The sequence below is a fragment of the Pseudomonas sp. S3_C06 genome (genome assembly GCF_054667675.1).
This window is the reverse complement of the sequence record NZ_CP162747.1, coordinates 4,302,575-4,324,737: the sequence shown is the minus strand read 5'-3', so window position 1 is coordinate 4,324,737 and position 22,163 is coordinate 4,302,575. Positions and strand designations below refer to the sequence as shown.

Annotated in this window: 17 protein-coding genes and 2 pseudogenes; 5 read left to right on the top strand and 14 right to left on the bottom strand. The window is 60.1% G+C overall.

Going from position 1 to position 22,163, the window contains the following annotated elements; genetic code table 11:
- Nucleotides 1–40: 40 nt before the first annotated feature.
- The 8 genes from hutH to hutC all read right to left on the bottom strand — a co-directional run bounded on the left by hutH (nucleotide 41) and on the right by hutC (nucleotide 9,548).
- On the bottom strand, nucleotides 41–1,564 hold the full coding sequence (gene hutH / locus AB4N44_RS19260; protein WP_460107963.1) for a histidine ammonia-lyase: 1,524 nt from the start codon (nucleotides 1,562–1,564) through the stop codon (nucleotides 41–43).
- 142 nt (nucleotides 1,565–1,706) lie between these two features.
- The gene (locus AB4N44_RS19255) at nucleotides 1,707–2,537 is read right to left on the bottom strand and encodes a quaternary amine ABC transporter ATP-binding protein (RefSeq protein WP_064117063.1); all 831 of its coding nucleotides are present in this window, start codon (nucleotides 2,535–2,537) and stop codon (nucleotides 1,707–1,709) included.
- Nucleotides 2,534–3,385, bottom strand: a complete 852-nt coding sequence (locus tag AB4N44_RS19250; RefSeq protein WP_007949591.1) for an ABC transporter permease — start codon at nucleotides 3,383–3,385, stop codon at nucleotides 2,534–2,536. Before AB4N44_RS19250 ends, AB4N44_RS19255 begins: the two co-directional genes overlap by 4 nt.
- A gap of 83 nt (nucleotides 3,386–3,468) precedes the next feature.
- On the bottom strand, nucleotides 3,469–4,437 hold the full coding sequence (locus AB4N44_RS19245; protein ID WP_095120748.1) for an ABC transporter substrate-binding protein: 969 nt from the start codon (nucleotides 4,435–4,437) through the stop codon (nucleotides 3,469–3,471).
- A gap of 70 nt (nucleotides 4,438–4,507) precedes the next feature.
- Nucleotides 4,508–5,980, bottom strand: coding sequence for a purine-cytosine permease family protein (locus tag AB4N44_RS19240; RefSeq protein WP_150692952.1), 1,473 nt, complete (start codon nucleotides 5,978–5,980; stop codon nucleotides 4,508–4,510).
- 146 nt (nucleotides 5,981–6,126) lie between these two features.
- Entirely contained in the window at nucleotides 6,127–7,809 is a 1,683-nt protein-coding gene (gene hutU, locus AB4N44_RS19235) for a urocanate hydratase (RefSeq protein ID WP_127925509.1), read from the bottom strand.
- Between the two features lie 449 nt (nucleotides 7,810–8,258).
- Nucleotides 8,259–8,828, bottom strand: a complete 570-nt coding sequence (locus AB4N44_RS19230) for a HutD/Ves family protein (protein WP_150750166.1) — start codon at nucleotides 8,826–8,828, stop codon at nucleotides 8,259–8,261.
- Nucleotides 8,829–8,837: 9 nt separating this feature from the next.
- The gene (gene hutC / locus AB4N44_RS19225) at nucleotides 8,838–9,548 is read right to left on the bottom strand and encodes a histidine utilization repressor (protein ID WP_162130175.1); all 711 of its coding nucleotides are present in this window, start codon (nucleotides 9,546–9,548) and stop codon (nucleotides 8,838–8,840) included.
- 146 nt (nucleotides 9,549–9,694) lie between these two features.
- Here hutC and AB4N44_RS19220 point away from each other — a divergent pair, with 146 nt between their 5' ends.
- Nucleotides 9,695–11,059, top strand: coding sequence for a formimidoylglutamate deiminase (locus tag AB4N44_RS19220; protein WP_460107967.1), 1,365 nt, complete (start codon nucleotides 9,695–9,697; stop codon nucleotides 11,057–11,059).
- 123 nt (nucleotides 11,060–11,182) lie between these two features.
- Here AB4N44_RS19220 and AB4N44_RS19215 read toward each other — a convergent pair whose 3' ends face one another.
- Both AB4N44_RS19215 and AB4N44_RS19210 read right to left on the bottom strand, forming a co-directional pair.
- The gene (locus AB4N44_RS19215) at nucleotides 11,183–11,752 is read right to left on the bottom strand and encodes a lipocalin family protein (RefSeq protein ID WP_122609145.1); all 570 of its coding nucleotides are present in this window, start codon (nucleotides 11,750–11,752) and stop codon (nucleotides 11,183–11,185) included.
- Between the two features lie 30 nt (nucleotides 11,753–11,782).
- Entirely contained in the window at nucleotides 11,783–12,037 is a 255-nt protein-coding gene (locus AB4N44_RS19210) for a hypothetical protein (RefSeq protein ID WP_003220802.1), read from the bottom strand.
- Nucleotides 12,038–12,318: 281 nt separating this feature from the next.
- Here AB4N44_RS19210 and AB4N44_RS19205 point away from each other — a divergent pair.
- The 4 genes and pseudogenes from AB4N44_RS19205 to AB4N44_RS19190 all read left to right on the top strand — a co-directional run.
- Nucleotides 12,319–13,305: pseudogene (locus AB4N44_RS19205) on the top strand (cache domain-containing protein); the annotation flags it as partial.
- Nucleotides 13,306–13,446: 141 nt separating this feature from the next.
- On the top strand, nucleotides 13,447–14,211 hold the full coding sequence (locus AB4N44_RS19200) for a methyl-accepting chemotaxis protein (protein WP_371920137.1): 765 nt from the start codon (nucleotides 13,447–13,449) through the stop codon (nucleotides 14,209–14,211).
- A 207-nt stretch (nucleotides 14,212–14,418) separates the two neighbouring features.
- Nucleotides 14,419–14,691: a type II toxin-antitoxin system Phd/YefM family antitoxin gene (locus tag AB4N44_RS19195; protein WP_127925505.1), complete on the top strand. Its 273-nt coding sequence runs from the start codon at nucleotides 14,419–14,421 to the stop codon at nucleotides 14,689–14,691.
- Nucleotides 14,688–15,020, top strand: coding sequence for a type II toxin-antitoxin system RelE/ParE family toxin (locus tag AB4N44_RS19190; protein WP_127925504.1), 333 nt, complete (start codon nucleotides 14,688–14,690; stop codon nucleotides 15,018–15,020). Before AB4N44_RS19195 ends, AB4N44_RS19190 begins: the two co-directional genes overlap by 4 nt.
- Before the next feature lies 1 nt (nucleotide 15,021).
- On the opposite strand, the gene AB4N44_RS19185 is transcribed toward AB4N44_RS19190, so the two are convergent.
- The 4 genes and pseudogenes from AB4N44_RS19185 to AB4N44_RS19170 all read right to left on the bottom strand — a co-directional run bounded on the left by AB4N44_RS19185 (nucleotide 15,022) and on the right by AB4N44_RS19170 (nucleotide 21,927).
- Entirely contained in the window at nucleotides 15,022–15,624 is a 603-nt protein-coding gene (locus AB4N44_RS19185) for a DUF924 family protein (protein WP_127925503.1), read from the bottom strand.
- A gap of 3 nt (nucleotides 15,625–15,627) precedes the next feature.
- On the bottom strand, nucleotides 15,628–16,638 hold the full coding sequence (locus tag AB4N44_RS19180; RefSeq protein WP_007909265.1) for a class 1 fructose-bisphosphatase: 1,011 nt from the start codon (nucleotides 16,636–16,638) through the stop codon (nucleotides 15,628–15,630).
- Nucleotides 16,639–16,980: 342 nt separating this feature from the next.
- A complete protein-coding gene (locus AB4N44_RS19175; RefSeq protein WP_460107972.1) occupies nucleotides 16,981–18,345 on the bottom strand; it encodes a DUF3999 domain-containing protein in 1,365 nt (454 codons plus the stop codon).
- Nucleotides 18,342–21,927 (bottom strand): annotated as a pseudogene (locus AB4N44_RS19170) (DUF2339 domain-containing protein). Before AB4N44_RS19170 ends, AB4N44_RS19175 begins: the two are co-directional and overlap by 4 nt.
- Nucleotides 21,928–22,163 lie beyond the last annotated feature (236 nt).

The window sequence follows — 22,163 nt, the reverse complement described above, 5'->3', positions numbered from 1 at the left end:
TTTGGGGAGTCGCGCCTTGGCACGCTGGCGTGGGTATTTTTCAGTGCAAATTCGGTAATACGTTGTGCAGCGAATTCGGGTTTTTCAAAACGTTCGCGGCGGCGGCGATATCCGGCGCCAGCCAGCGATCCTGGTCGTAGGCAGGAACCGTTTCGCGCAGCAGTCGCCACGCGCGGTCAGTGCCCGCGCCAAAGCGCTGTTCCTTGAGGAATTCAAACGCCTGCGCCGCCAGCAGATATTCGATGGCGAGAATCTGCGTGCAGTTTTCCAGCGCACGATGCAGCTTCAGCGCGGCGTTGGTGCCCATGCTCAAGTGATCTTCCTGCAGGCCCGAGGTGATGTAGTTGTCGAGCACCGCCGGTTGCGCCAATTGGCGGTTCTCCGCACACAGCGACGCAGCGACGTACTGGACGATCATCATCCCCGAGTTCACCCCGGGATTGGCCACCAGAAACGCTGGCAGACCGCTGACGTGTGGATTGACCAGACGATCAAGACGACGCTCGGCGATCGAGCCGATTTCGGCCATGGCAATCGCCAGCAAATCCGCCGCCATCGCCACCGATTGGCCGTGCGGGTTGGCTTGCGACATCACCCGGAAATTGTCCGGTGTGCCGAGCAACAGCGGGTTGTCGGTGCAGCCGTTAAGTTCGGCTTCGACCTGTTTGATCGCATGTTCCAGTTGATCCCGCGCGGCGCCGTGCACCTGCGGGATCGAGCGGATACTCAGCGCATCCTGAGTGCGAATGCCTTTGCTCGACGCGATCACTTCACTGCCGTCGAGCAACGCACGCAAATTGATCCCGACTTGCTGCATGCCCGGATGTGGTTTCAGCGCGATGATCTCGGCATCGAACGCGTCGATCTGACCGCGCTGCGCTTCGAAACTCATCGCACCGATCACATCAGCCCACTGCACCAATCGTGTCGCATCAGCAATCGCCAGACAGCTGAGACCGGTCATGCACGGCGTGCCGTTGACCAGGCACAAACCGTCCTTCGCGCCGAGTTGCACGGGTTGCAGGCCTTCTTCGGCCAGCGCCTGTTGCGCCGAGGTGATCTGGCCGCGATAGCTGACATTGCCGACGCCAAGCAGCGCGATGCCGATGTGTGCCATGTGCGTCAGATAACCCACCGAACCTTGCGACGGCACTTGCGGGGTAATGCCGCGATTGAGCAGCGCCAGCAGCGCTTCGACGACCCGACGGTGGATGCCGGATTTGCCGTGGCTGTAGTTGTGAATCGCTGCGCAGATGATCGCGCGGGTCTGCTCGTCGGCGAGTACCGGACCGACGCCGCAGGCATGGCTGAGCAAGGTGTTGCGCGAGAGCTGGCTGAGTTGTTCGTCTTTCAGGGAAACGTTGGACAAACCGCCCAGGCCGGTATTGACGCCATAGGCGCGCTCGCCGCTTTCGACGATGCGCTGGACGATGCCTTGGGCGTTTTCGATGCGCGCCCAGGTGTCGCTGGACAGCTCGAGAAGCGCACCGTGACGGGCGACGGCGACCACGTCCTGCCAGCGCAGAGGGGCACCGGTGATAATGATTTTTTCAGCCTGGGACATCTAAAAAACCTCTTGAACAAGATCGTTCCCACGCTCTGCGTGGGAATGCCGCCTGGGACGCTCCGCGTCCCGACTTCTGCTCTGTGCAGGGTGACGCGGAGCGTCACGGGATGCATTCCCACGCAGAGCGTGGGAACGAGCGTCAGACCACCGCCGCCCGCCGCTGCACGAACCGGTCAACATACTCATCCGCCGGCGAATGCAGAATCTCTCTCGGCGTGCCGACCTGAATCAGCCGGCCATCCTTGAGAATCGCAATGCGGTTGCCGATACGCACCGCCTCGTCTAGGTCATGGGTGATGAAGACGATGGTCTTGTGCAGGGTCTTTTGCAGCTCCAGCAACTGGTCCTGCATCTCGGCGCGGATCAGCGGATCCAGGGCACTGAACGCCTCATCCATGAGGATGATGTCGGTGTCCGCCGCCAAAGCGCGGGCCAAACCGACACGCTGACGCATGCCGCCAGAGAGCTGGTGCGGGTATTTGTTTTCGTAGCCTTTGAGGCCGACGGTGTTGATCCAGTGCAGCGCGCGTTCCGCGCACATTTGCTTGCTCTCGCCACGCACTTTCAGGCCGTAGGCGACGTTGTCGAGTACGGTTTTGTGCGGCAGCAGACCAAAGCTCTGGAACACCATGCTGATCTTGTGCCGGCGAAATTCGCGCAGGGCGTCCATGTCGTATTGCAGGATGTCGACGCCGTCGACGAGGATCGCACCGCTGGTCGGGTCGATCAGGCGATTGAAGTGGCGCACCAGCGTCGATTTTCCCGAGCCGGACAGGCCCATGATCACGAAGATTTCGCCGGTGCCGATGCTCAGCGACAGGTCGTTAACGCCGACCACGCAACCGGTCTCGCTCAGCACCTGATCCTTGGTCTTGCCCTGGCCGACCATGGCCAGTGCATCCTTGGCGCGGTTGCCGAAAATCTTGAAGACGTTTTTGACTTCGATCTTGCTCACGGTTGCGTTGCTCATTTGCTCACCTCATGCCGTGGCCGACCGTACGCCTGAGTAATGCGGTCGATGACCACTGCGAGAATCACGATCGCCAGACCGGCCTCGAGGCCCCGTCCGACGTTGAGGGTCTGAATCCCCACCAGCACATCTTCACCAAGCCCCCGGGCACCGATCATCGAGGCGATCACCACCATCGACAGGGCCATCATGGTGGTCTGGTTGATCCCGGCCATGATGCTCGGCAGGGCCAGCGGCAGTTGCACGCCGAACAGTTGCTGCCAGCGGTTGGCGCCGAACGCATTGATCGCTTCCATCACTTCGCCGTCAACCTGGCGAATGCCCAGATCAGTCAGGCGAATCAGCGGTGGCGCAGCATAGATAACGGTAGCGAAAATCGCCGGGACCTTGCCCAGACCGAACAGCATCAGCACCGGGATCAGGTACACGAAACTTGGCATGGTTTGCATGATGTCGAGCAGCGGCATCAGCACCGAACGCAGGCGATTGCTGCGCGCCGAGAGAATCCCCAGCGGAATGCCGATCAGCACCGAAATGATCGTCGCGACCATCATCAGCGCTAGGGTCTGCATGAGCTTGTCCCACAAGCCAACGGCGCCGACCAGGAACAACAGACCGACGATGACCGCCGTGGTCACGACTTTACGCGTGGCATGCCAGGCAACCACACCGACGATGGCCAGCATCAACCACCACGGTGCCGCACGCAGCAGGCCTTCAAGATTGACGATGGCCCACAGCAGCGTGTCGGAGATGTGGCGGAACACATCACCGTAGTTGGTCACCAGTGAATCGACCCAACCGTTGACCCAGTCGGCGATGGAAAAGGTAAAGCTTTCGGGAAACATAAGCGGCTCTCAATCAGAAATCTCAATCAAGCGTTTACGGCATATCTCCCGGCCAGCCTCACGGTTGACCGGGAGGTATCGACCTACAGCGCCGCGTCGATTTTCCTGGCAGCGTCTTCACTGACCCACGCATGCCAGACCTCAGGATGTTCCTTGAGGAAGATTTTCGCCAGTTTTGGCGACTCGATACGTTCCTTGGCCATGCGGCCCAGGTTCTGGTTCAGCAAGTCGATCGGCAGGTTGACCTTTTCCAGCACGGCGACCAGTTCCGGGGCTTCGTCGTGGAAGGTTTTCGACAGGCCGACCTTGATGCTTACGGTCTTGTCGACGCCCGGTTTTTCTTCGAGTTTGACCAGATCCACCTGGCCCATCAGCGGGGTTGGCGACCAGTAGTAAAACAGGATCGGCTCGCCACGCTTGTAGCTCGACAGCACCGCCGCATCCAGCGCCGGGCCTGTGCCCGGACGGAAGTTGGTGTAGCTGCTTTCGAGGCCATAGCTTTTCAGCATTTCGCTGTTATCCAGCTCGCAGGTCCAGCCGGCCGGGCAGTTGTAGAAACGGCCCTTGGACGGCTCTTCAGCGTCCTTGAACACGGCGGCGTATTTGCCCAGGTCAGCGATGTTTTTCAGGTCAGGGGCTTTCGGCTCAAGCTTGCGCTTGGCGTCGCCTTCGATCACGTAACGCGGCACGTACCAGCCTTCCACCGCGCCGACGACCGGAGCGCCGACACCGACGACCTTGCCGGCCTTCTCGGCCTTGTTCCAGACCTCGCTGCGGCCGACCCACTCTTCGGCGAACACTTGAATATCGTTGCTGCTCAGGGCGTTTTCCATGGTGATGGAGTTACCCGGCAGGCTGTCGGTCTTGCAGTCGTAACCTTTCTCCAGCACCACTTGCAGGACATCGGTCAGCAGCATGCCGCTTTCCCAGTTCAGACCGGCGAACTTCACCGGTTTGCCCGATTCGCACCAGCCGGCGGCTTGCGTCGCACCGGCACTGGCCAACAGGCCCATGGACAGCAATGTGGTCAGCAGGGTCTTGTTCGATTTCATTGTTGTGACGCTCCTAATCATGAATTGGCTTACGGCAGTCAAGAGGCATCCAGCCCTGTCCACGTCCAAATCAGGCCTGCGCCGCAGCGCGACCGGCCCCGCTTGTTTTAGGTTGTACAACGCTGTTCTGCTCGACCGGCAGAATCAGTTGATCGGGTACCGCGCTGTGCCATTTTTTCGCGCACACGTAGTAGACGACGGCCGGCAGCACCAGACCGATGATCCAGGAAATATCCACGTCACCGAGGGCAGCCACCAGCGGGCCGGTGTAGAACTTGGTGGAGATGAACGGCAGCTGCACCAGCACGCCGAACACATAGACGCTGATGCCGAGCAGGTTCCAGCGACCGTAACGGCCATTCGGATCGGCCAGTGCCGGTACGTCGTAACGCTCACGGGTGATGCAGTAGTAATCCACCAGGTTGATCGCGCTCCACGGAGTGAAGAACGCGAGCAGGAACAGGATGAAAGACTTGAACGCACCGAGGAACGAGTGCTGGCCGAGCAGCGCGATCAGGGTCGCCGCACCGACGATCACCAGCACGAACACCAGACGCTGCATCCGGGTAACCGTCAGATGGCCTTTGAAACCACTGATGATGGTCGCGATGCACATGAAGCTGCCGTAGGAGTTCAGCGTCGAGATGGTCACCTTGCCGAACGCGATGCTGAAGTACAGCAGCGCGGCGGTGGCACCGGTGCCGCCCAGGCCGACGATGTAGGCAACTTCGTGACCGGCGAACTGGCCGTTGGCTGAAGCTGCGGCGAACACACCGAGGATCATCGCCACTTGCGCGCCGACCACTGAACCGGCACCGGCAGCAAAGAAGGTTTTGACCGCCGAGGTGTTGCTCGGCAGGTAACGGGAATAGTCAGCCACGTAGGGGCCGAAAGCGATCTGCCAAGAGGCCGCGAGCGACACCGCGAGGAGGAAGCTGCTCCAGCTGAAATGACGGATTTGCAGAAGTGCACCGACGTCGGTCTGGCTCATCAGACGCCAGAACAGGAAGACGAAAGCGATCACGCCAATCACGCTGGCAACACGGCCGATCCAGTGGATCACCCGATAGCCGAGCACCGTGACCAGCACGATGACGCTGGCAAAAATCAGGATGCCGACGCTGTCGCTGACGTTAAACAACTGACCCAGCGCCTGGCCGGAAAGTACCGTGCCCGTCGCGGTGAAGCCCAGGTACATCAGGCACACCAGCACGATCGGGATTGCCGCGCCGTAAACGCCAAACTGCACGCGGCTGGAAATCATCTGCGGCAGGCCCAGTTTCGGTCCTTGCGCGGCATGCAGCGCCATCACCCCGCCGCCGAGCAGTTGACCGATCAACAGACCGATCAACGACCAGAACACATCACCGCCCAGCACCACGGCCAAGGCCCCGGTGACAATCGCGGTGATCTGCAGGTTGGCGCCCATCCACAGGGTGAACTGGCTAAACAGACGACCGTGTCTTTCCGCTTCCGGGATGTAGTCGATCGAACGCCTTTCGATCAACGGTTTGTTGCCTGCACGATCGGTGTTGACAGCCATGATTCAACCTCTGTGGATTGTTCCGGGTTTTGTTCTTTTTGGCTTTTGCAGGAGTGAGCCTGCTCGCGATTGCGATGGGTCAGTCAGCACATTTGCTGAATGTGCCGGCCTTATCGCGAGCAGGCTCACTCCTACAGGGGAAAGCATTACTTTCCGGTAATCATCGGCAGGTTCAGGCCCTGTTCCCTGGCGCAGTCGATGGCGATCTGGTAACCGGCATCGGCGTGACGCATGACTCCGGTAGCCGGGTCGTTGTGCAGCACGCGCGCAATGCGCTCGGCCGCGTCGTCAGTACCGTCGCAGACAATCACCATGCCCGAGTGCTGCGAGAAGCCCATGCCGACGCCGCCGCCGTGGTGCAGGGAAACCCAGGTCGCGCCGCTCGCGGTGTTGAGCAGTGCGTTGAGCAGTGGCCAGTCGGACACGGCGTCGGAACCGTCCTGCATCGATTCGGTTTCACGGTTCGGGCTGGCGACCGAGCCGGAATCGAGGTGGTCGCGACCGATCACGATCGGCGCCGACAGCTCACCGCTGCGGACCATTTCGTTGAAGGCCAGACCGAGCTTGGCGCGCAGGCCCAGGCCAACCCAGCAGATACGCGCCGGCAGACCCTGGAAGCTGATGCGCTCGCGAGCCATGTCCAGCCAGTTGTGCAGATGGGCGTCGTCCGGGATCAGCTCTTTGACCTTGGCGTCGGTTTTGTAGATGTCTTGCGGATCGCCCGACAGTGCCGCCCAGCGGAACGGGCCGATGCCACGGCAGAACAGTGGACGGATGTAAGCCGGTACGAAGCCCGGGAAGTCGAAGGCGTTTTCGACGCCTTCTTCCTGGGCCATCTGACGGATGTTGTTGCCGTAGTCGAAGGTCGGAATGCCTTGCTTCTGGAATTCCAGCATGGCTTTGACGTGCACGGCCATCGACTGCTTGGCGGCTTTGATCACAGCGGCCGGTTCGGTCTTGGCGCGAGCGCGGTATTCGTCCCAGGTCCAGCCGGCCGGCAGGTAACCGTTGAGCGGGTCATGGGCGCTGGTCTGGTCGGTGACCATGTCCGGGCGCACGCCACGCTTGACCAGTTCCGGCAGAATTTCTGCGGCGTTACCCAGCAGGGCGATGGAGATCGCCTTGCCTTCCTTGGTGTATTTGTCGATGCGCGCCAGTGCGTCGTCGAGGTCTTTGGCTTGCTCGTCGACGTAACGGCTTTTCAGACGGAAATCGATGCTCACTTGTTGGCATTCGATGTTCAGCGAGCAAGCGCCGGCCAGGGTTGCCGCCAGAGGTTGTGCGCCGCCCATGCCACCGAGGCCAGCGGTCAACACCCACTTGCCGGTGAGGTTGTCGTTGTAGTGCTGGCGACCGGCCTCGACGAAAGTTTCGTAAGTACCTTGGACGATGCCCTGGCTGCCGATGTAGATCCAGCTGCCGGCGGTCATCTGGCCGTACATGGCCAGGCCTTTGGCGTCGAGTTCGTTGAAGTGCTCCCAGCTCGCCCAGTGCGGGACGAGGTTGGAGTTGGCGATCAGTACACGCGGGGCATTGCTGTGAGTCTTGAACACGCCGACCGGCTTGCCGGATTGCACCAGCAGGGTCTCGTCGTCATTCAGGTTGGTCAGGCTTTCGACGATCTTGTCGTAGCACTCCCAGTTACGCGCGGCGCGACCGATACCACCGTAAACCACCAGTTCTTTCGGGTTCTCGGCGACTTCCGGGTCGAGGTTGTTCATCAGCATGCGCAGCGGCGCTTCGGTCAGCCAGCTCTTGGCGGTCAGCTTGTTGCCGCGGGCAGCGCGGATCTCAACGTTGCGAAACTTTGTAGGCTTATTGTCAGTCACGAAAAAGACTCCTCAGCGATCAATTCAAACCAACCCTGGCAGTGGGCAAGCAGCCTGTGCGCTTCGATGCGCGACAAGCGAATCAGTGGACGCTGCGGAGAGTCTCGAGCGACTCATACGCATACGTCTTTACTTGTACATACAAGCATATGCAATCGAGCTGCCAACTTATTGGAGAGTCGTTCAAGAAAAATTGCGGACAGGGCTGGAGGGCGCCTGAATCGAGGGTTCTGGCGTGGATGAAATTTTTCGTGGGTCTTGAGGAAGGGGGTTAGAGATTGTTACGAAAGCGTGGTTTTGCGCCACGCTGGGGCGTTCGGTAACAAGTTGGTGCGTGGGTTGGGAACATCCCAAAAGCAAAAGATCGCAGCCTTCGGCAGCTCCTACAGTGGGATTGATGTACACCCTGTAGGAGCTGCCGAAGGCTGCGATCTTTTAAGATTTCTGAATCAGCGTGCAGTCAGTTCAATGACGCAGCAACCCGCATTGGTGGAGACTTCGGCCAACCCGGCGTTACCGTCCAATTGCAGGCAATCATGGCGACCGAGTTGCGATGCAGTGTCACCGACCTGAACGTCCAACAGCTCACTGACACTGAACACCAACACCGTACCCGCCGAACTGAAGAGCCGCTGCTCACCGTCCAGCCACTGCAACCGCGCGCTGTAACGCTGCGGGGCGTAAATCAGATTGAAGTCGCGAATTGCGCCGCCAAGCAGCGTGCACGACACCTGGCTTTCGCCACTGAAGGCGAACGGGTCGAGCGGTAACAATGGTCGCGTATCGTCACCGTCGACGCACAGGGTCATGCCGTCACCCTGCAACACGGTGATCACCCGCTGATAACCGGCGAATGTTGAAAAACCACCGGATTCGGCGATGTCGGCAATCGATAGGCGCCAGCCAAAACCGTCCAGCCCGGCGCCCGCATCACGGGTGATTTCTTCAGTGCTGCCGCCGCCGTTTTTCCACGGCATGCGCGGGTAGCCCTCGGCGCGTAAAACCTTCAAACCATTCATTTATGCTCTCTATTTATGAAACCGTCCTTCCAGACGATGACGGGAACCCGGGTGAATCAATCGTGCAGCGGTCACCGGCTGACGTCCCGACCACGTGCGGCGACGAATCAACAAGCACGGCTCACCCTTTTCAATCTGCAGCAACTTGCACTCGGAGGATTCGGCGAGGATCGCTTCAACCACGTGCTCGCCTTCGGTCAGCGGCGCGACCTGATTGAGATAGGCGTAAGGCGTTTGCAGAGTGAAGTCCTGCTTGAGGTATTCCGGGGCGACCAGCGCGTTGACGAAACGGTCTTCGATTTGCACCGGAATGTCATTTTCGTAATGCACGATCAGCGAGTGGAACACCTTCTGCCCTTCACGCATGTCCAGCGCCAGTGCGCGCTCGGAACCGGCGGCCTCCTCTTCGAGGGTGATGACCTGGCAGGTGTGGCGATGGCCACGGGAGGCGATCTCGTCGGCGATGTTGTGCACTTCGAACAGCGCGGACTGACTCTTCGGTTCGGCGACGAAGGTGCCGACGCCTTGCATGCGCACCAACAGACCGTCAGCGGTCATCTCGCGTAGCGCGCGGTTGATGGTCATGCGGCTGAAACCGAGTTGATTGACCAGCTCGCTCTCGGACGGCACGCGGTAGTGCGGCGGCCAGTTTCCGCTGTCGATCTGCTGGGTGATCATCTGTTTGACGCGGGCGTACAAGGGCGCCGGACTGTCGCCCATGTTCGCGGCCAACGGGGAGACTGGAGGCGGAGTCGGCACGGTTGATCCCTGTTCATTGGATGAAGGTTGCTAGCTTGCCGGAGTTTACCGGGCAGGCAAACGTCTGTATATGTATATACAAATAACACACGATGGGGTGCTGAACCATGTCCGCCTTCTTTGCCGAACGCGCACTGCTGCCTAACGGATGGGCCAACAATGTACGTCTTGAGGTCAGCGCCGATGGCCTGCTGACCCAGATTCAGGCCGATTCCACCGCAGATGACGCCGAACGGCTGAGCGGCCCGCTGTTGCCGGGCATGCCTAATTTGCACTCCCACGCGTTCCAGCGGGCGATGGCGGGTCTGGCCGAAGTGGCCGGCAACCCGAACGACAGTTTCTGGACCTGGCGCGATCTGATGTATCGGCTCGTCGGAAAAATCAGCCCGGATCAACTCGGCGTCATTGCCCGTCAGCTGTACATCGAAATGCTCAAGGCCGGTTACACATCGGTGGCCGAATTTCATTACGTGCATCACGACAGCAATGGTCAGCCGTATGCCGATCCGGCTGAGCTGGCGTTGCGCATCAGTCAGGCGGCGAGTGAAAGCGGCATCGGTCTGACCCTGTTGCCGGTGCTCTACAGCCACTCCGGTTTTGGCGGCCAGACGCCGAATGACGGCCAGCGCCGCTTCATCAACAGCACCGAAAATTACCTGAATCTGCAATCGCGTTTGCAGCCGTTACTGGCGCAGCAAAAGGCGCAGTCGCTGGGTCTGTGCTTCCACTCGTTGCGCGCGGTGACCCCGCAGCAGATCAGCGAAGTCTTGGCGGCCAGCGACAAGCAATGCCCTGTGCATATTCACATCGCCGAACAACAGAAAGAAGTCGACGACTGCCTGAGCTGGAGCGGTCGGCGTCCGCTGCAATGGCTGTACGAAAACACCGAAGTCGATCAGCGCTGGTGCCTGGTGCACGCGACCCACGCCAATCCGGAAGAAGTCACGCTGATGGCCAAGAGTCGCGCCATTGCCGGCCTGTGCCTGACCACCGAAGCGAACCTGGGTGACGGGATTTTCCCGGCAGTAGATTTCCTCGCTCAGGGCGGGCGCATGGGCATCGGTTCCGACAGCCATGTGTCGCTGAGCGTGGTGGAGGAATTACGTTGGCTGGAATACGGCCAGCGTCTGCGTGATCAGCGCCGTAATCGTTTGTATGGCGCGGATCAGCCGATGGTTGGGCGCACGCTGTATGACGCGGCGCTGGACGGTGGTGCGCAGGCGATGGGTCAGCCGGTTGGTGCGCTGGAAGTTGGCAAGCGGGCGGACTGGATTGTGCTCGATGGCAGCGATCCGTATCTGGCGACAGCGAGCGGTGACGGGATTTTGAATCGCTGGCTGTTTGCCGGTGGCGATCGGCAGGTGCGCGATGTGCTGGTCAATGGCCAGTGGGTAGTGCGCGATGGGCGGCATGCAGGGGAAGAGGACAGTGCTCGTGCCTTCACCCAGGTTCTGCGCGACCTCCTCGGCTGACAGCTGATCGTTCCCACGCTCTGCGTGGGAATGCAGCCCGGGACGCTCTGCGTCCCACAAGCGGACGCAGAGCGTCCATTGAGACACTCCCACGCGGAGCGTGGGAGCGATCAGGATGGGTGATTAATTCGAGGTCTTGGCCATCTGCCGATCCGACGCGCGCCAGATCAAGCGCGTGGTGTCATAGCCCTGCTGACGCGCCTTGCTCAGCAGCTCTTCACGCACCACACCGTTGACGGTCGGCGTGCGCGACAGCAACCACATGTACTTGCGACTCGGGTCGCCGACGATGGCGGTCTTGTAGTCATCGCTGACGTACAACACCCAGTATTCACCTTTCGCCACACCCGGAATCAGACGCGAGAACCAGGTATCGAATTCGACCCAGAGCTTGTCGGTCTTGCCCGGCACCTGTGGATAAGCCGTGCCCTTGGCCTCTTCCCACTGCCAGTCCGGCGTCAGGCAGCGATTGAGCACCGCGACATTACCGTCAGGCTTGAGGGTGTAATGGGCTTCGGATTGCGCGCAATGGCGCTGGAAGTACATCGGCAAGCGAGCCAGTTCGTACCAGGTGCCCTGATAGCGCTTGAGATTGACGCTGTTGACGGTTTTCGGCGCCAACGGGTCGACGCCGGAAGTGGCGCAGCCGGCCAGTACCAGGCCGGCAAAAAGGATCAGCAATAACCGCTTCATTTTTCTTCTCCGTGGGCGCGAAGCCCCGGTTTACTTCAGGCCTTGGCCGGAAAACATCAGCACTTTGTCACCGGCGTACTGCACGCTGATAAAGCTGTTCTTGTCGCCCCAGGTGCAACTGGACATGCCGAGCGCGCCCGAGCAATCGGTGGGCTTGCCGAGCAGAGTCTCGACTTCGGCCTTGGCCATACCGGCCGAGAGCTTCGAATAGTTTTCCTGATTGACCTTGCTGCATGCGGCCAACAGCACGCAAAACGTCAGAAGGGCGATAGATCGCAGCGACATGGTGTAACTCCTGGAACGAGGGGGGATGGCATGGTGCCAACCAGAAGCTTAGAAGAGAAAACCCTCATCTGGTTCCCTGGGGGAATGGCTATTTATTAGCCCGCCCGTCTGGCATTTGCCGGTAAATCAGACACTTTGTAGGGCTATTGAGCATTTCGTCGCATTTCACCAAAGACGCCTAATCTTTGGCGCGCCGCGGTCGAAATAAGAGCAGCGCAAAGCCCCCGAGTGTGGCAAATTGCCGCCCTTTCTTGACCAGCCCCTTCGCGGTAGTTCATTCGATGACCAGAAACATGAAATTCAGCCACAAGATTTTGTTGGCTGCCGCCCTCGTGGTGGCCGTTGCGTTCGCCTGTTTCATTTTCTTCAACGACTATCGACAGCGCGAAGCCTTGAGCACGAGCACCGAAGCGTCGATGCAGGAGCTGGGCAGCCTGACCACCAGCAATATCCAGACCTGGCTGGAAAGTCGCATTCAGTTGCTGCAATCGCTGTCGCAGCAAGTGGCCGTCGACGGCAACGCCCCGGCCAGCCTGAAACGCATCATTGACCTGCCCGCCTACACCGGCAATTTCCAGCTCAGCTATTTCGGCGGTGCCGACGGCGTGATGTTCTCGGTACCGGCCGGCAACCGCGCACCCGATTACGATCCGCGCGCCCGTGGCTGGTACAAAGCAGCGAACAGCGCGCAGCAAACCATCGTCACCGAACCGTACATCGCCGCGTCCTCGGGCAAACTGGTGATCACCGTCGCCACCCCGGTGCAGCGCCAGGGCCAGATGCTCGGCGTCGCCGGTGCCGACATCGATCTGACCAGCGTCAGCGCAATCATCAACTCGCTGAACTTCGGTGGCCACGGCCATGCATTCATCGTCAGTGCCGACGGCAAGATCCTGATCCACCCGGACAGCAAACTGGTGCTCAAGACCCTCGCCGAGGCCTACCCGAATGGCGCGCCGAAAGTCAGCCCGGGCCTGAAAGAAGTCGAGTTCGATGGCAAGACCCAACTGATCTCCTTCACCCGCGTCAACGGCGTGCCGTCGGCCGATTGGTACGTGGCGCTGGTGCTCGATAAAGACACCGCGTTCTCGATGCTCAGCGAATTCCGCACCTCGGCGTTGATTGCCATGGTCATTGCCGTGGTGATCATCATCGCCCTGCTCGGCATGCTGATCCGCGTACTGATGCAGCCACTGCTGACCATGGGCCGCGCGATGCACGACATCGCCGAAGGTGAAGGCGACTTGACCAAGCGTCTGGTGATCCACGGCAACGACGAATTCGGCGCGCTGGGCACTTCGTTCAACCGCTTCGTCGAACGTATCCACACCTCGATTCGCGAAGTATCGTCGGCCACCGGCCAGGTCAACGAAGTCGCTCTGCGTGTCGTCGCAGCGTCGAACTCGTCGATGTACAACTCCGACCAGCAAGCCTCACGCACCAACAGCGTCGCTGCCGCGATCAACCAGCTCGGCGCCGCCGCGCAGGAAATCGCCCAGAACGCCGCCCTCGCCTCGCAGCATTCCAGCGACGCGCGCAGCCTTGCGGTCGACGGTCAGCAGGTTGTGGATAAAACCATCCAGGCCATGCAGCAGCTGTCGGCGAAGATCAGCGATTCCTGCGGCAACATCGAAACCCTGAACAGCAACACGGTGAACATCGGTCAGATTCTCGAAGTGATCACCAGCATTTCCCAGCAGACCAACCTGCTCGCGCTCAACGCTGCGATCGAAGCGGCACGAGCCGGTGAAGCCGGTCGTGGTTTCGCTGTGGTCGCCGATGAAGTGCGTAACCTCGCGCACCGCACCCAGGATTCGGCGCAGCAAGTGCAGAAGATGATCGAAGAGCTGCAAGTCGGCGCGCGCCAGGCGGTCAGCATCATGACCGAGAGCCAGCGCGAGAGCGAAAGCAGCGTCGGCATCGCCAACCAGGCCGGCGAGCGTCTGGGCAGCGTGACTCAGCGTATTGGCGAGATCGACGGGATGAACCAGTCGGTGGCCACCGCGACTGAAGAGCAGACGGCAGTGGTCGAGTCGATCAATGTCGATATCAACGAGATCAACACGCTGAATCAGGAAGGTGTGGAGAACTTGCAGGCGACGTTGCGGGCTTGCTCGGATCTGGAGCAGCAGGCGGCGCGGTTGAAGCAGTTGGTGGGTAGTTTCCGCATTTAAGCGGCGCTGCTTTTGGCGCCTTCGCGAGCAAGCTCGGCCCTACAATGGTTCTGTATGGTTCACAGATATCCTGTGGGAGCGGACTTGCCCGCGATGGCGGCATCAGCAACGAAAGAATTTGGAATTGAAACACGCTCGTCTGCTCGAACTGACGCTGGACTGAATTAAGACTAAACTCAGTCCCATTCAATTTAGCGGGGCTCAACCATGAAGCTTTCATCGCAAATCAAACCCATCAGTTACCTGAAAAGTCACACAGCCGAAATCGTCAAATCAATCACAGAAAGCCGCGAGCCGCTGGTAATCACTCAAAACGGTGAAGCCAAGCTAGTGGTGATGGATGTGAAAAGCTTTGAAGAGCAAGAAGGCACGATGGCCTTGTTGAAACTGTTGGCGATGGGTAATCGGGAGATTGAGGAAGGCAAGTTCAGTGATGCTGAAGATGTCTTTGCCGATTTGGACAAGGCCGATCATCAATGAGTTTAAAGGTCGTTATTCTCCAGTCCGCACAAGCAGATCTCAAAGAACTTCGCTCCTACCTCGTCAGACAGTTCTCATTTCAAATTTGGCAAAGCACTTATGCCGACCTCAAGACTGCGATTCTCGGCCTCGCAGATCTGCCTTATTCAGGATCAATCCCCGAAGAAATCGAGAAGCTCAATCTCGGCCAATACCGCCAGATTGTTTTGGGAAGGAACCGGATTATTTATGAGGTGCGAGAAAAAACGGTTTTCATCCATATCATTGTCGATACGCGAAAAAGCCTACCGGCACTGTTGATGAAACGGCTTCTACGAGGCAATCCTTGATTTAGAACCGTGATCCAGGCTGATCGAGAAACACCAACTCCTCCGCCGTAGACTCCCGCCCCAACACCGCATTGCGATGCGGAAACCGTCCAAACCGCGCAATCACTTTCTGATGCCGTTCAGCATAATCCAGATTATCGGCAAACACCGCGCGCTCACCTTCCGGCTGTTCAGCCACCAGCTCGATAAACCGGGAAACTGCCTCATTCTGCACCGCGAGGTTTTCGCAGTGTTCGAACACCAGATAAATGAATACACGCTGAATCGGCTTCAACTGCCGATCGAAATCCGCGGCAATACCTTGCGCGACGAGTTTCTGCGCGCGCAGATCACCGGAGAACGCTTTGGGAGTATCACGAAAGATCATTCGCGGCAGTTGATCGAGCAGTAGCACCACCGCCAGCCAACCTTCGGGACGTTGCGTCCACTCGGTCAATTCGCCAGCCAGGGCCTGATCGACAAAGACCCCGAAACGCTCACGCGCTTCGAGGTCTTGGCTGTCTCGCTTGCCAAACCACAACTTGCCCTTGTCAGCCGAGATCTCGTCCGGGGATTCGGCGTGTCCGAACCACCAATCGAGCAACGGCTGCCAGGGCGCGGTCATGGTTTATTCCTTGTGGTAGGCCGTAGCGCGTGCGACTTCTTCTTTCGAGCCGAGGAACACCGCTACACGCTGGTGCAGGCCTTCTGGCTGAATGTCGAGGATGCGCTGGTGACCGTCGGTCGACGCGCCGCCTGCTTGTTCCACCAGGAACGACATCGGGTTGGCTTCGTACATCAGACGCAGTTTGCCTGGCTTGGATGGCTCACGGCTGTCGCGCGGGTACATGAACAGACCGCCACGGGTCAGGATGCGGTGTACGTCGGCAACCATCGCCGCGACCCAACGCATGTTGTAGTTCTTTTTCAGCGGACCTTCTTCACCGGCCAGCAGCTCGCCCACGTAGCGTTGTACCGGGGCTTCCCAGTGACGCTGGTTGGACATGTTGATGGCGAATTCCTGGGTCGACTCAGGAATGGTGATGTCTTCGTGGGTCAGCACGAAGCTGCCCATTTCACGGTCGAGGGTGAAGCCTTTGACGCCGTCGCCCAGGGTCAGTACCAGCATGGTTTGCGGGCCGTAGATTGCGTAACCGGCGGCAACTTGCTGAGTGCCTGGCTGCAGGAACGCTTTCTCGTTCAGCGGCTCGTTCTGGCTCAGGTATTCGTTCGGGCAACGCAGTACCGAGAAGATGGTGCCGACCGGGGCGTTGATGTCGATGTTCGACGAGCCGTCCAGTGGGTCGAATACCAGCAGGTACGCGCCTTTCGGGTATTTGCCCGGGATCTGGTAGGCATTGTCCATTTCTTCGGACGCCATGCCGGCCAGGTGACCGCCCCATTCGTTGGCTTCGAGCAGGATCTCGTTGGAGATCACGTCGAGTTTCTTCTGCACTTCGCCTTGGACGTTTTCAGTGCCCATGCTGCCCAAAACACCACCCAGGGCGCCTTTGGACACGGCGTGGCTGATTTCTTTGCAAGCACGCGCGACCACTTCGATCAGGAAACGCAGATCGGCAGGAGTGTTATTGCTGCGGGTCTGCTCAATCAAATAGCGACTCAGGGTAACGCGGGACATGGACGGCTCCGGTGGAATGGGGGGCTAAAAACCCGCGCAGTTTACAGGGAGTCTGAAACCGTAGCGAGCGAAGACGCCCGGTAACGTGCGTTGGGGTGTATTTGCCTGTATGAGACGTGATTGTCGGGGGAGAGTTCAGGTAGCGGGTTTAGCGTAGTTGGAAATCGGACGGGTGTGGCTGGGGGTTAATTGATCAGTTCGGAATATGTATTGGCTGACACGCCACTTTCGCGAGCAGGCTCGCTCCCACAGGGAATCGGGGGTGACCGCTGAATTGGCGTCCATTGAAGATTCAATGTGGGAGCGAGCCTGCTCGCGAATGGCGCGCAGCGCCAGCCATTCTCAGGTGTTGGTCGGCGGCTTGCGCAACAGACTCGCCGCCATCGCCCCGAGGAACACCACACTCAACAACAACACCGCCCACAAGCCGATCTTCTTCCAGTTGGTCTCAGCCACCGCCACCGTGGTCGCTGTCGAAGTCTGCGTAGCCACCGCATCACCCTGAACCACAGCTTTACCCAATGCCGCCAGCTTCTCCGGTTTGAAATCGGGAATCAGCGTCGCCAATGGCAAGTTCGCCGTTTTCACCGTCGGATTACCCAACGCCAAACTGTACGGCCCCTCCCCCCGTGCAAGGAAAATCACCTGCGTGGCTCGCACCGCGTACTTCACGCTTGGCGCCTGCTCGCCCAGACCACCGCCACGCTCATCTACCGTCAGCTTCAACTGTTGCACGGTCTGCCCGTAGAGCTGCAATTCGTTCTGCACCACGTCCTGACCATTCTGGGTCAGGCGATAGAGCAGACCGCTGCTCAATTCCTGCCACGGCAAGCTGCTTTCACGTCGGCCCGACAATGTCACCGGCGCCAGACTGTTCGGTTGTTTGATTTCGACCTGCACCCGCTCGACATTCAGCCCCATCGGCAACTGCCAGGTGTATTCCCCGGCCTTGGTGCTGCTGCCGGCCACTGCCTGCGACCAGACCAACGGCAGCGGCACATTGCGCGGATCACTGCTTTTCAGTTGTGCCGCCGTCAGGATCGGCGCCGAATTCGGCGACTCCCACAACAGCCGCACATAACGCGCCGATTGCCCCGGCAATGTCACTTCATGCTGCTCGATGCGCTCATCGGAAAAGGTCAGCCGTGCCACCTGCCCTTCGCCCCATGGCTGCCAATGTTGCAGGTCGTCACTGGCCTCAATGCTGAAGCGCTGAAAACCGTCGCGCTCGCTGGTCCAGTCGAGGATCAACTGCTGCAACGGCGCCTTGATCGCACTCGCATCCAACAGCCAGCCGCGCAGAATCTCTTCTCCAGCCTCCAACTGACTGGACGGCTGCACCTCGACCAATGTGCCGTTGGTGGTCGCTTGCACACGCACATTCGGCGCGCGTTCGCTGGCGTCAGCGGCGTTGTACAGCGGGAACCACTTAACCTCGTGCAACTGACCGTCGTCGCGGGTCTGCGCCGACTCGCGCGCCAAGGCGTAAGCCTGCGGTTCGCCGGCGGCATTGAACACACGCAGATCACTGAGATCGGTCTGGCGTGCCTGCAATTGCACGCTCAACGGCAATTCGAGGCGGTACCACGGGCCGTTGCCACTGACCGACAACGTCACCTGCGTGGCGAAGTCCGCCGGTTTTTCCTGAGCGCCGGCCACCATCACCACGCCCAACGCCAACCAACCCAGATTCAGCATGCGACTCAAGATGAAACTCCTTCGGTGTCCGGGGCCGGTTTGTCCGCCGCCGGGTCAGCATCGACGCGTTTGGGCGGCAGCGGCGCGAAATAACCGACCACCAGCAGCAACACTCCGACGCCGATAAACGAGACGATCCGGGCGAGGCCACCACGGTTGCTCAGTTCGACAAAAATCAGTTTGGCCACCACCAGCGCAATCAATGCTGCGCCGATCAGCCACACTTCGCGGCGATGACGCAGATGGCCGCCGATCATCAGCCCGAGCGCCATCAGCGTCCAGACGATCGACAATCCGGCCTGCACCAGCATTGAGGCGAGCAGCGTATCCAGCTCGAACGGGATCCCGGCCCAATGGTGCGCGGCGCGGGTGACCAGCGCGGTGCAGAAGGCGAACAGCGAAATCCCGGCAATCAATTGCGTGGCGTTATCGGCGTAGTCCTGTCGAATCGACAACTGCGATATCGCACTGCGCGACCAGACATAGACGCCGAACAAGGCGAACAACAAACCCAGCTCTAATGGATTGAGCAGCGGCACGTAAGGAAGTGGCTCGGCATTACCATCGCTGACGCCATTGGCCAGCCAGAACCACGCCAGCATCAATACCGCCAACGGCGCAGCGGCGTACAAGCGGTACTCGCGGGCAAACGCTGCGACCGGCCACGGCCAGCTGCGCGGTGCTGCTGCCAGCAGCAGGTAAACGCTTGGCAGAATCGCCCAACCCAGCCAACGCCAGGCGTTGTATTGCTCGGACAACAGCAGCAGGCCGTAGCGCAATTCCAGCGCCAGCACGCCGATCAGCAGCCAGCAGCCGAGCACATGTGCCGTGCTCAAAGCGCGCGCCGGCAGCATCGGCGCCAAGCGTCGCAAGCTGAAGAAATGCACGGCGAATATCGCCGCCCATGCCAGCCAGCCGAAGTCAGCTGCCGGGTGATAACGCGAATGCCACGCGCCGAACAGCACAAGAGCCGCCGCCGGAATCAGCAAGGTGCAGAGCAAGCCCAGCGCCGGCCATTTCAAACGTAGCGACAACACAGTCCACAACCCCACGCTTACGGCTGCAACCAAGAGCAGCAACGTGCCTTGCAGATTCGGCGCAGCAAAACGCAGTACCTCGCTGACCCACGCCAACGCCCACCAACCCGCGCCCCACACCAGCAATATTTCGGACAAGCGCTGCAAACTCAACGCATCGAATGCCGAGGCGTGATTGCCCAGTTGCAGGCGCCACGCACCGATCATTGCCGCCAGCCCCAGCACCAGCGGCGTCCAGAATCCGCCATGGGCCAAAGGCTTCAGCCCTTCGCTGGACAGCGGCCCGAGCAGTTCCGGACCGGCCAGCAAGAACGCCGCGCCGCCAATCACCTGCAATAGCAGACCAAAAACAAAACTCACACGCTGCTTGAGGTACAGACTCAGCCAGATGATCAGCAGGCCACTGGCCGCCCACACCGCGCTCGCGGTCTGCCACGGCAGGACAAACAACACCGCGAGATTGATCAGCACCAGACCGGCCAACAACACCACCGACAGACCGCGCAGCAGACGCACGTCGCCGCGCACCATTTCATCGCGAGCCGCCAACAGCATGCCGGCAATCAACGCCAGACCGATCAGCGAAGCGCTGAGCAAGCCACTCCAACCGGCGCTGAACACCGCCGCCGAGTCTTCGCCCGCGCCTTGCAGGCGCAACAAGAACAGTGCGCCACCGAGTAACTGCACGGCAAACGCGGTGAACAGGAACGTGCGCGACTGAATTCGCAGGCCGACAAACAACGTCACCAACCCGGCCAGTGCCCAACTGATCGCCGTGGCCTGAACGAAGAAGAACAGCGGCGCCAGCAGATAAAGGAAGGTCAGGCCCAGACACGCCAGCACCGGCAAGCCTTGACGCTCCCAGGGCGAGGCCTGTTGCGGCGAAGCCTTGCGCAATTGGTAGAAACTGAACAGCAACGCGAAGCCCAGCATCAACGCGCCCAGCGGAGCACCGTCGAGCAAACTGCTTTCGCCAACCCGCAACTGACTGAGGAAGGCTAACGCGGAACCCAGTTGCAGTAGCAAGGCAAAGGCCCGGGCGAACGGTCGATGCTGACGCAGACCGAGCCAGAAAATCCCCGCGCCTTCCACCGCCCATGCCGCCGAGGTCCAGCGCGCATCCAGCCCCAGCGGGATCGCCAGACTGGCAAAAATCACCCCGAGCGCCAGACAGGTTTCACCCAGCAGCACCGCACGACCGCCCATCAATACCTTGGCCAGCACCATGTAGATCATGCCCAACGCCAGCGCACTGAACGCCGCGGCAAACTCCAGATGCTGCACCAGCGCAAACTGCAAACCGAAACCAATGATTGGCGGACCGAACAGCATCGTCCCGTCGACATAATCGCCCTTGCGTGCCGACCAGTGCAGCAATGCATCACGGTCGCTGTCTGCCGGCGCGTCAGACATATCGAGCAATTTGCGCCGGGCAAACAACAGGCCGATAGCGAGGTACATCAGGAAGAACAGAATCAGGAACGGCTCGGTGCTCCACAACAGCTCCGGCGCATACGAACGCAGGCCCCAGGCGAAGCCGATACCGAAGGTGCCGACAAAGCCGATCAGGTTGAGCAAGCGCCAGGCCTTGAACCAGGCGATAGCGAGAATGCCGGCATTGAGCAAAGCGAAATAACTGAACAGTGCGACGTGGTTGCCGGCGCCGGTCGAGGTCAGGATCGGTGCGGCGAATCCACCCAATGCGGCGACGGCAGCCAACGCCAGCGAGTCTTGGGTGATCGCCAGAATCGCCGAAAATACCGTCACCGCGACCAACAATCCCAGCGCTGCGGACGGATCGAGCAACGGATGCAGACGCATCGCCGCGAACACCGTCAGGTACAGCACCGCAATCCCGGTGCCTTGCAGCATCAAGGCGTAACTGCTGTTGCGCCGCCGCAGCCACCAGCCCAGCGCCAGCAGGCCCAACGCGGCTGCCGCGACACCGGCGTAACGTACCTCGATCGGCACAACCATGCCTTCGGTGGCGTAGCGCAGCAGGAATGCCAGACCGAAGAACAGCAACACCACGCCGACGCGCAGCACGGTGTTGCCGCCGAACAACCAATTGCGCGCGGCGCTGATGCCACGCTCGATAAAGGTTCGGCCCACGGGGTTCGGCAGGTGTTTGCGGTTCGGGCGTGACGGCGTCGAGGCGCCACACATCAGCGGGCAGCGGTTGACTGGTTTCACTGGCGACGGCGGAAATCGGTTCGAGTTCGGGCGGCAGTTCCCAGACCAGTTCGGGGACCGGGGCTTCTTCGACTGCTTTGAGGGGTTCGACGACAGGTTCGGCGGCCGGCGCCGAAGTCGGTGGCGGCGCGGCATGAAGGGGCGCGCCTTCGAGCAAAAACAGACGTTGCTCGACGCCTTGCAAAGCGACCTTCGCCTGCTCAAGTTGCTGCTGTTGCGCCGCCGCCAGCGAGCCAAGCCGCGCGATGCGGATCGTCTGCCCGATAGCCAGCCCGAGCAACGCGCCTAATAGCGCATCACTGAACGACTCGTCGAACAGCCAGCCGAGCACCAGCCCGATCAACATGAACATCCATTGCATGGTCGATATCCCTAAGCAGCCCCAAGACGGGGCGAGTCCGGCGATTGCTTCAGTCTAGGCACAAACCCTGTGGGAGCGAGCCTGCTCGCGAAAGCGGTTTGTCAGCCAACATTTCTGTTTAACATGACAACCGCTTCGCGAGCAGGCTCGCTCCCACATTGGATTGGTGGTGACCGGCGCTCAGTATATCGATCCGGCCCAACAAACGTTGGGCCTTGCGCACATTTGTTGCGGAA

What these genes read in the sequence shown, in the direction of transcription:
- AB4N44_RS19210 (WP_003220802.1), bottom strand. Translation starts at nt 12,037, where the DNA reads ATGTCGCTGCGATCTATCGCCCTTCTGACGTTTTGCGTGCTGTTGGCC.
- AB4N44_RS19250 (WP_007949591.1), bottom strand. Translation starts at nt 3,385, where the DNA reads ATGTTTCCCGAAAGCTTTACCTTTTCCATCGCCGACTGGGTCAACGGT.
- AB4N44_RS19185 (WP_127925503.1), bottom strand. Translation starts at nt 15,624, where the DNA reads ATGACCGCGCCCTGGCAGCCGTTGCTCGATTGGTGGTTCGGACACGCC.
- AB4N44_RS19190 (WP_127925504.1), top strand. Translation starts at nt 14,688, where the DNA reads ATGAGTTTAAAGGTCGTTATTCTCCAGTCCGCACAAGCAGATCTCAAA.
- AB4N44_RS19200 (WP_371920137.1), top strand. Translation starts at nt 13,447, where the DNA reads ATGTACAACTCCGACCAGCAAGCCTCACGCACCAACAGCGTCGCTGCC.
- hutH (WP_460107963.1), bottom strand. Translation starts at nt 1,564, where the DNA reads ATGTCCCAGGCTGAAAAAATCATTATCACCGGTGCCCCTCTGCGCTGG.
- AB4N44_RS19255 (WP_064117063.1), bottom strand. Translation starts at nt 2,537, where the DNA reads ATGAGCAACGCAACCGTGAGCAAGATCGAAGTCAAAAACGTCTTCAAG.
- AB4N44_RS19245 (WP_095120748.1), bottom strand. Translation starts at nt 4,437, where the DNA reads ATGAAATCGAACAAGACCCTGCTGACCACATTGCTGTCCATGGGCCTG.
- AB4N44_RS19215 (WP_122609145.1), bottom strand. Translation starts at nt 11,752, where the DNA reads ATGAAGCGGTTATTGCTGATCCTTTTTGCCGGCCTGGTACTGGCCGGC.
- AB4N44_RS19220 (WP_460107967.1), top strand. Translation starts at nt 9,695, where the DNA reads ATGTCCGCCTTCTTTGCCGAACGCGCACTGCTGCCTAACGGATGGGCC.
- AB4N44_RS19195 (WP_127925505.1), top strand. Translation starts at nt 14,419, where the DNA reads ATGAAGCTTTCATCGCAAATCAAACCCATCAGTTACCTGAAAAGTCAC.
- AB4N44_RS19240 (WP_150692952.1), bottom strand. Translation starts at nt 5,980, where the DNA reads ATGGCTGTCAACACCGATCGTGCAGGCAACAAACCGTTGATCGAAAGG.
- AB4N44_RS19180 (WP_007909265.1), bottom strand. Translation starts at nt 16,638, where the DNA reads ATGTCCCGCGTTACCCTGAGTCGCTATTTGATTGAGCAGACCCGCAGC.
- hutC (WP_162130175.1), bottom strand. Translation starts at nt 9,548, where the DNA reads ATGGGCGACAGTCCGGCGCCCTTGTACGCCCGCGTCAAACAGATGATC.
- AB4N44_RS19230 (WP_150750166.1), bottom strand. Translation starts at nt 8,828, where the DNA reads ATGAATGGTTTGAAGGTTTTACGCGCCGAGGGCTACCCGCGCATGCCG.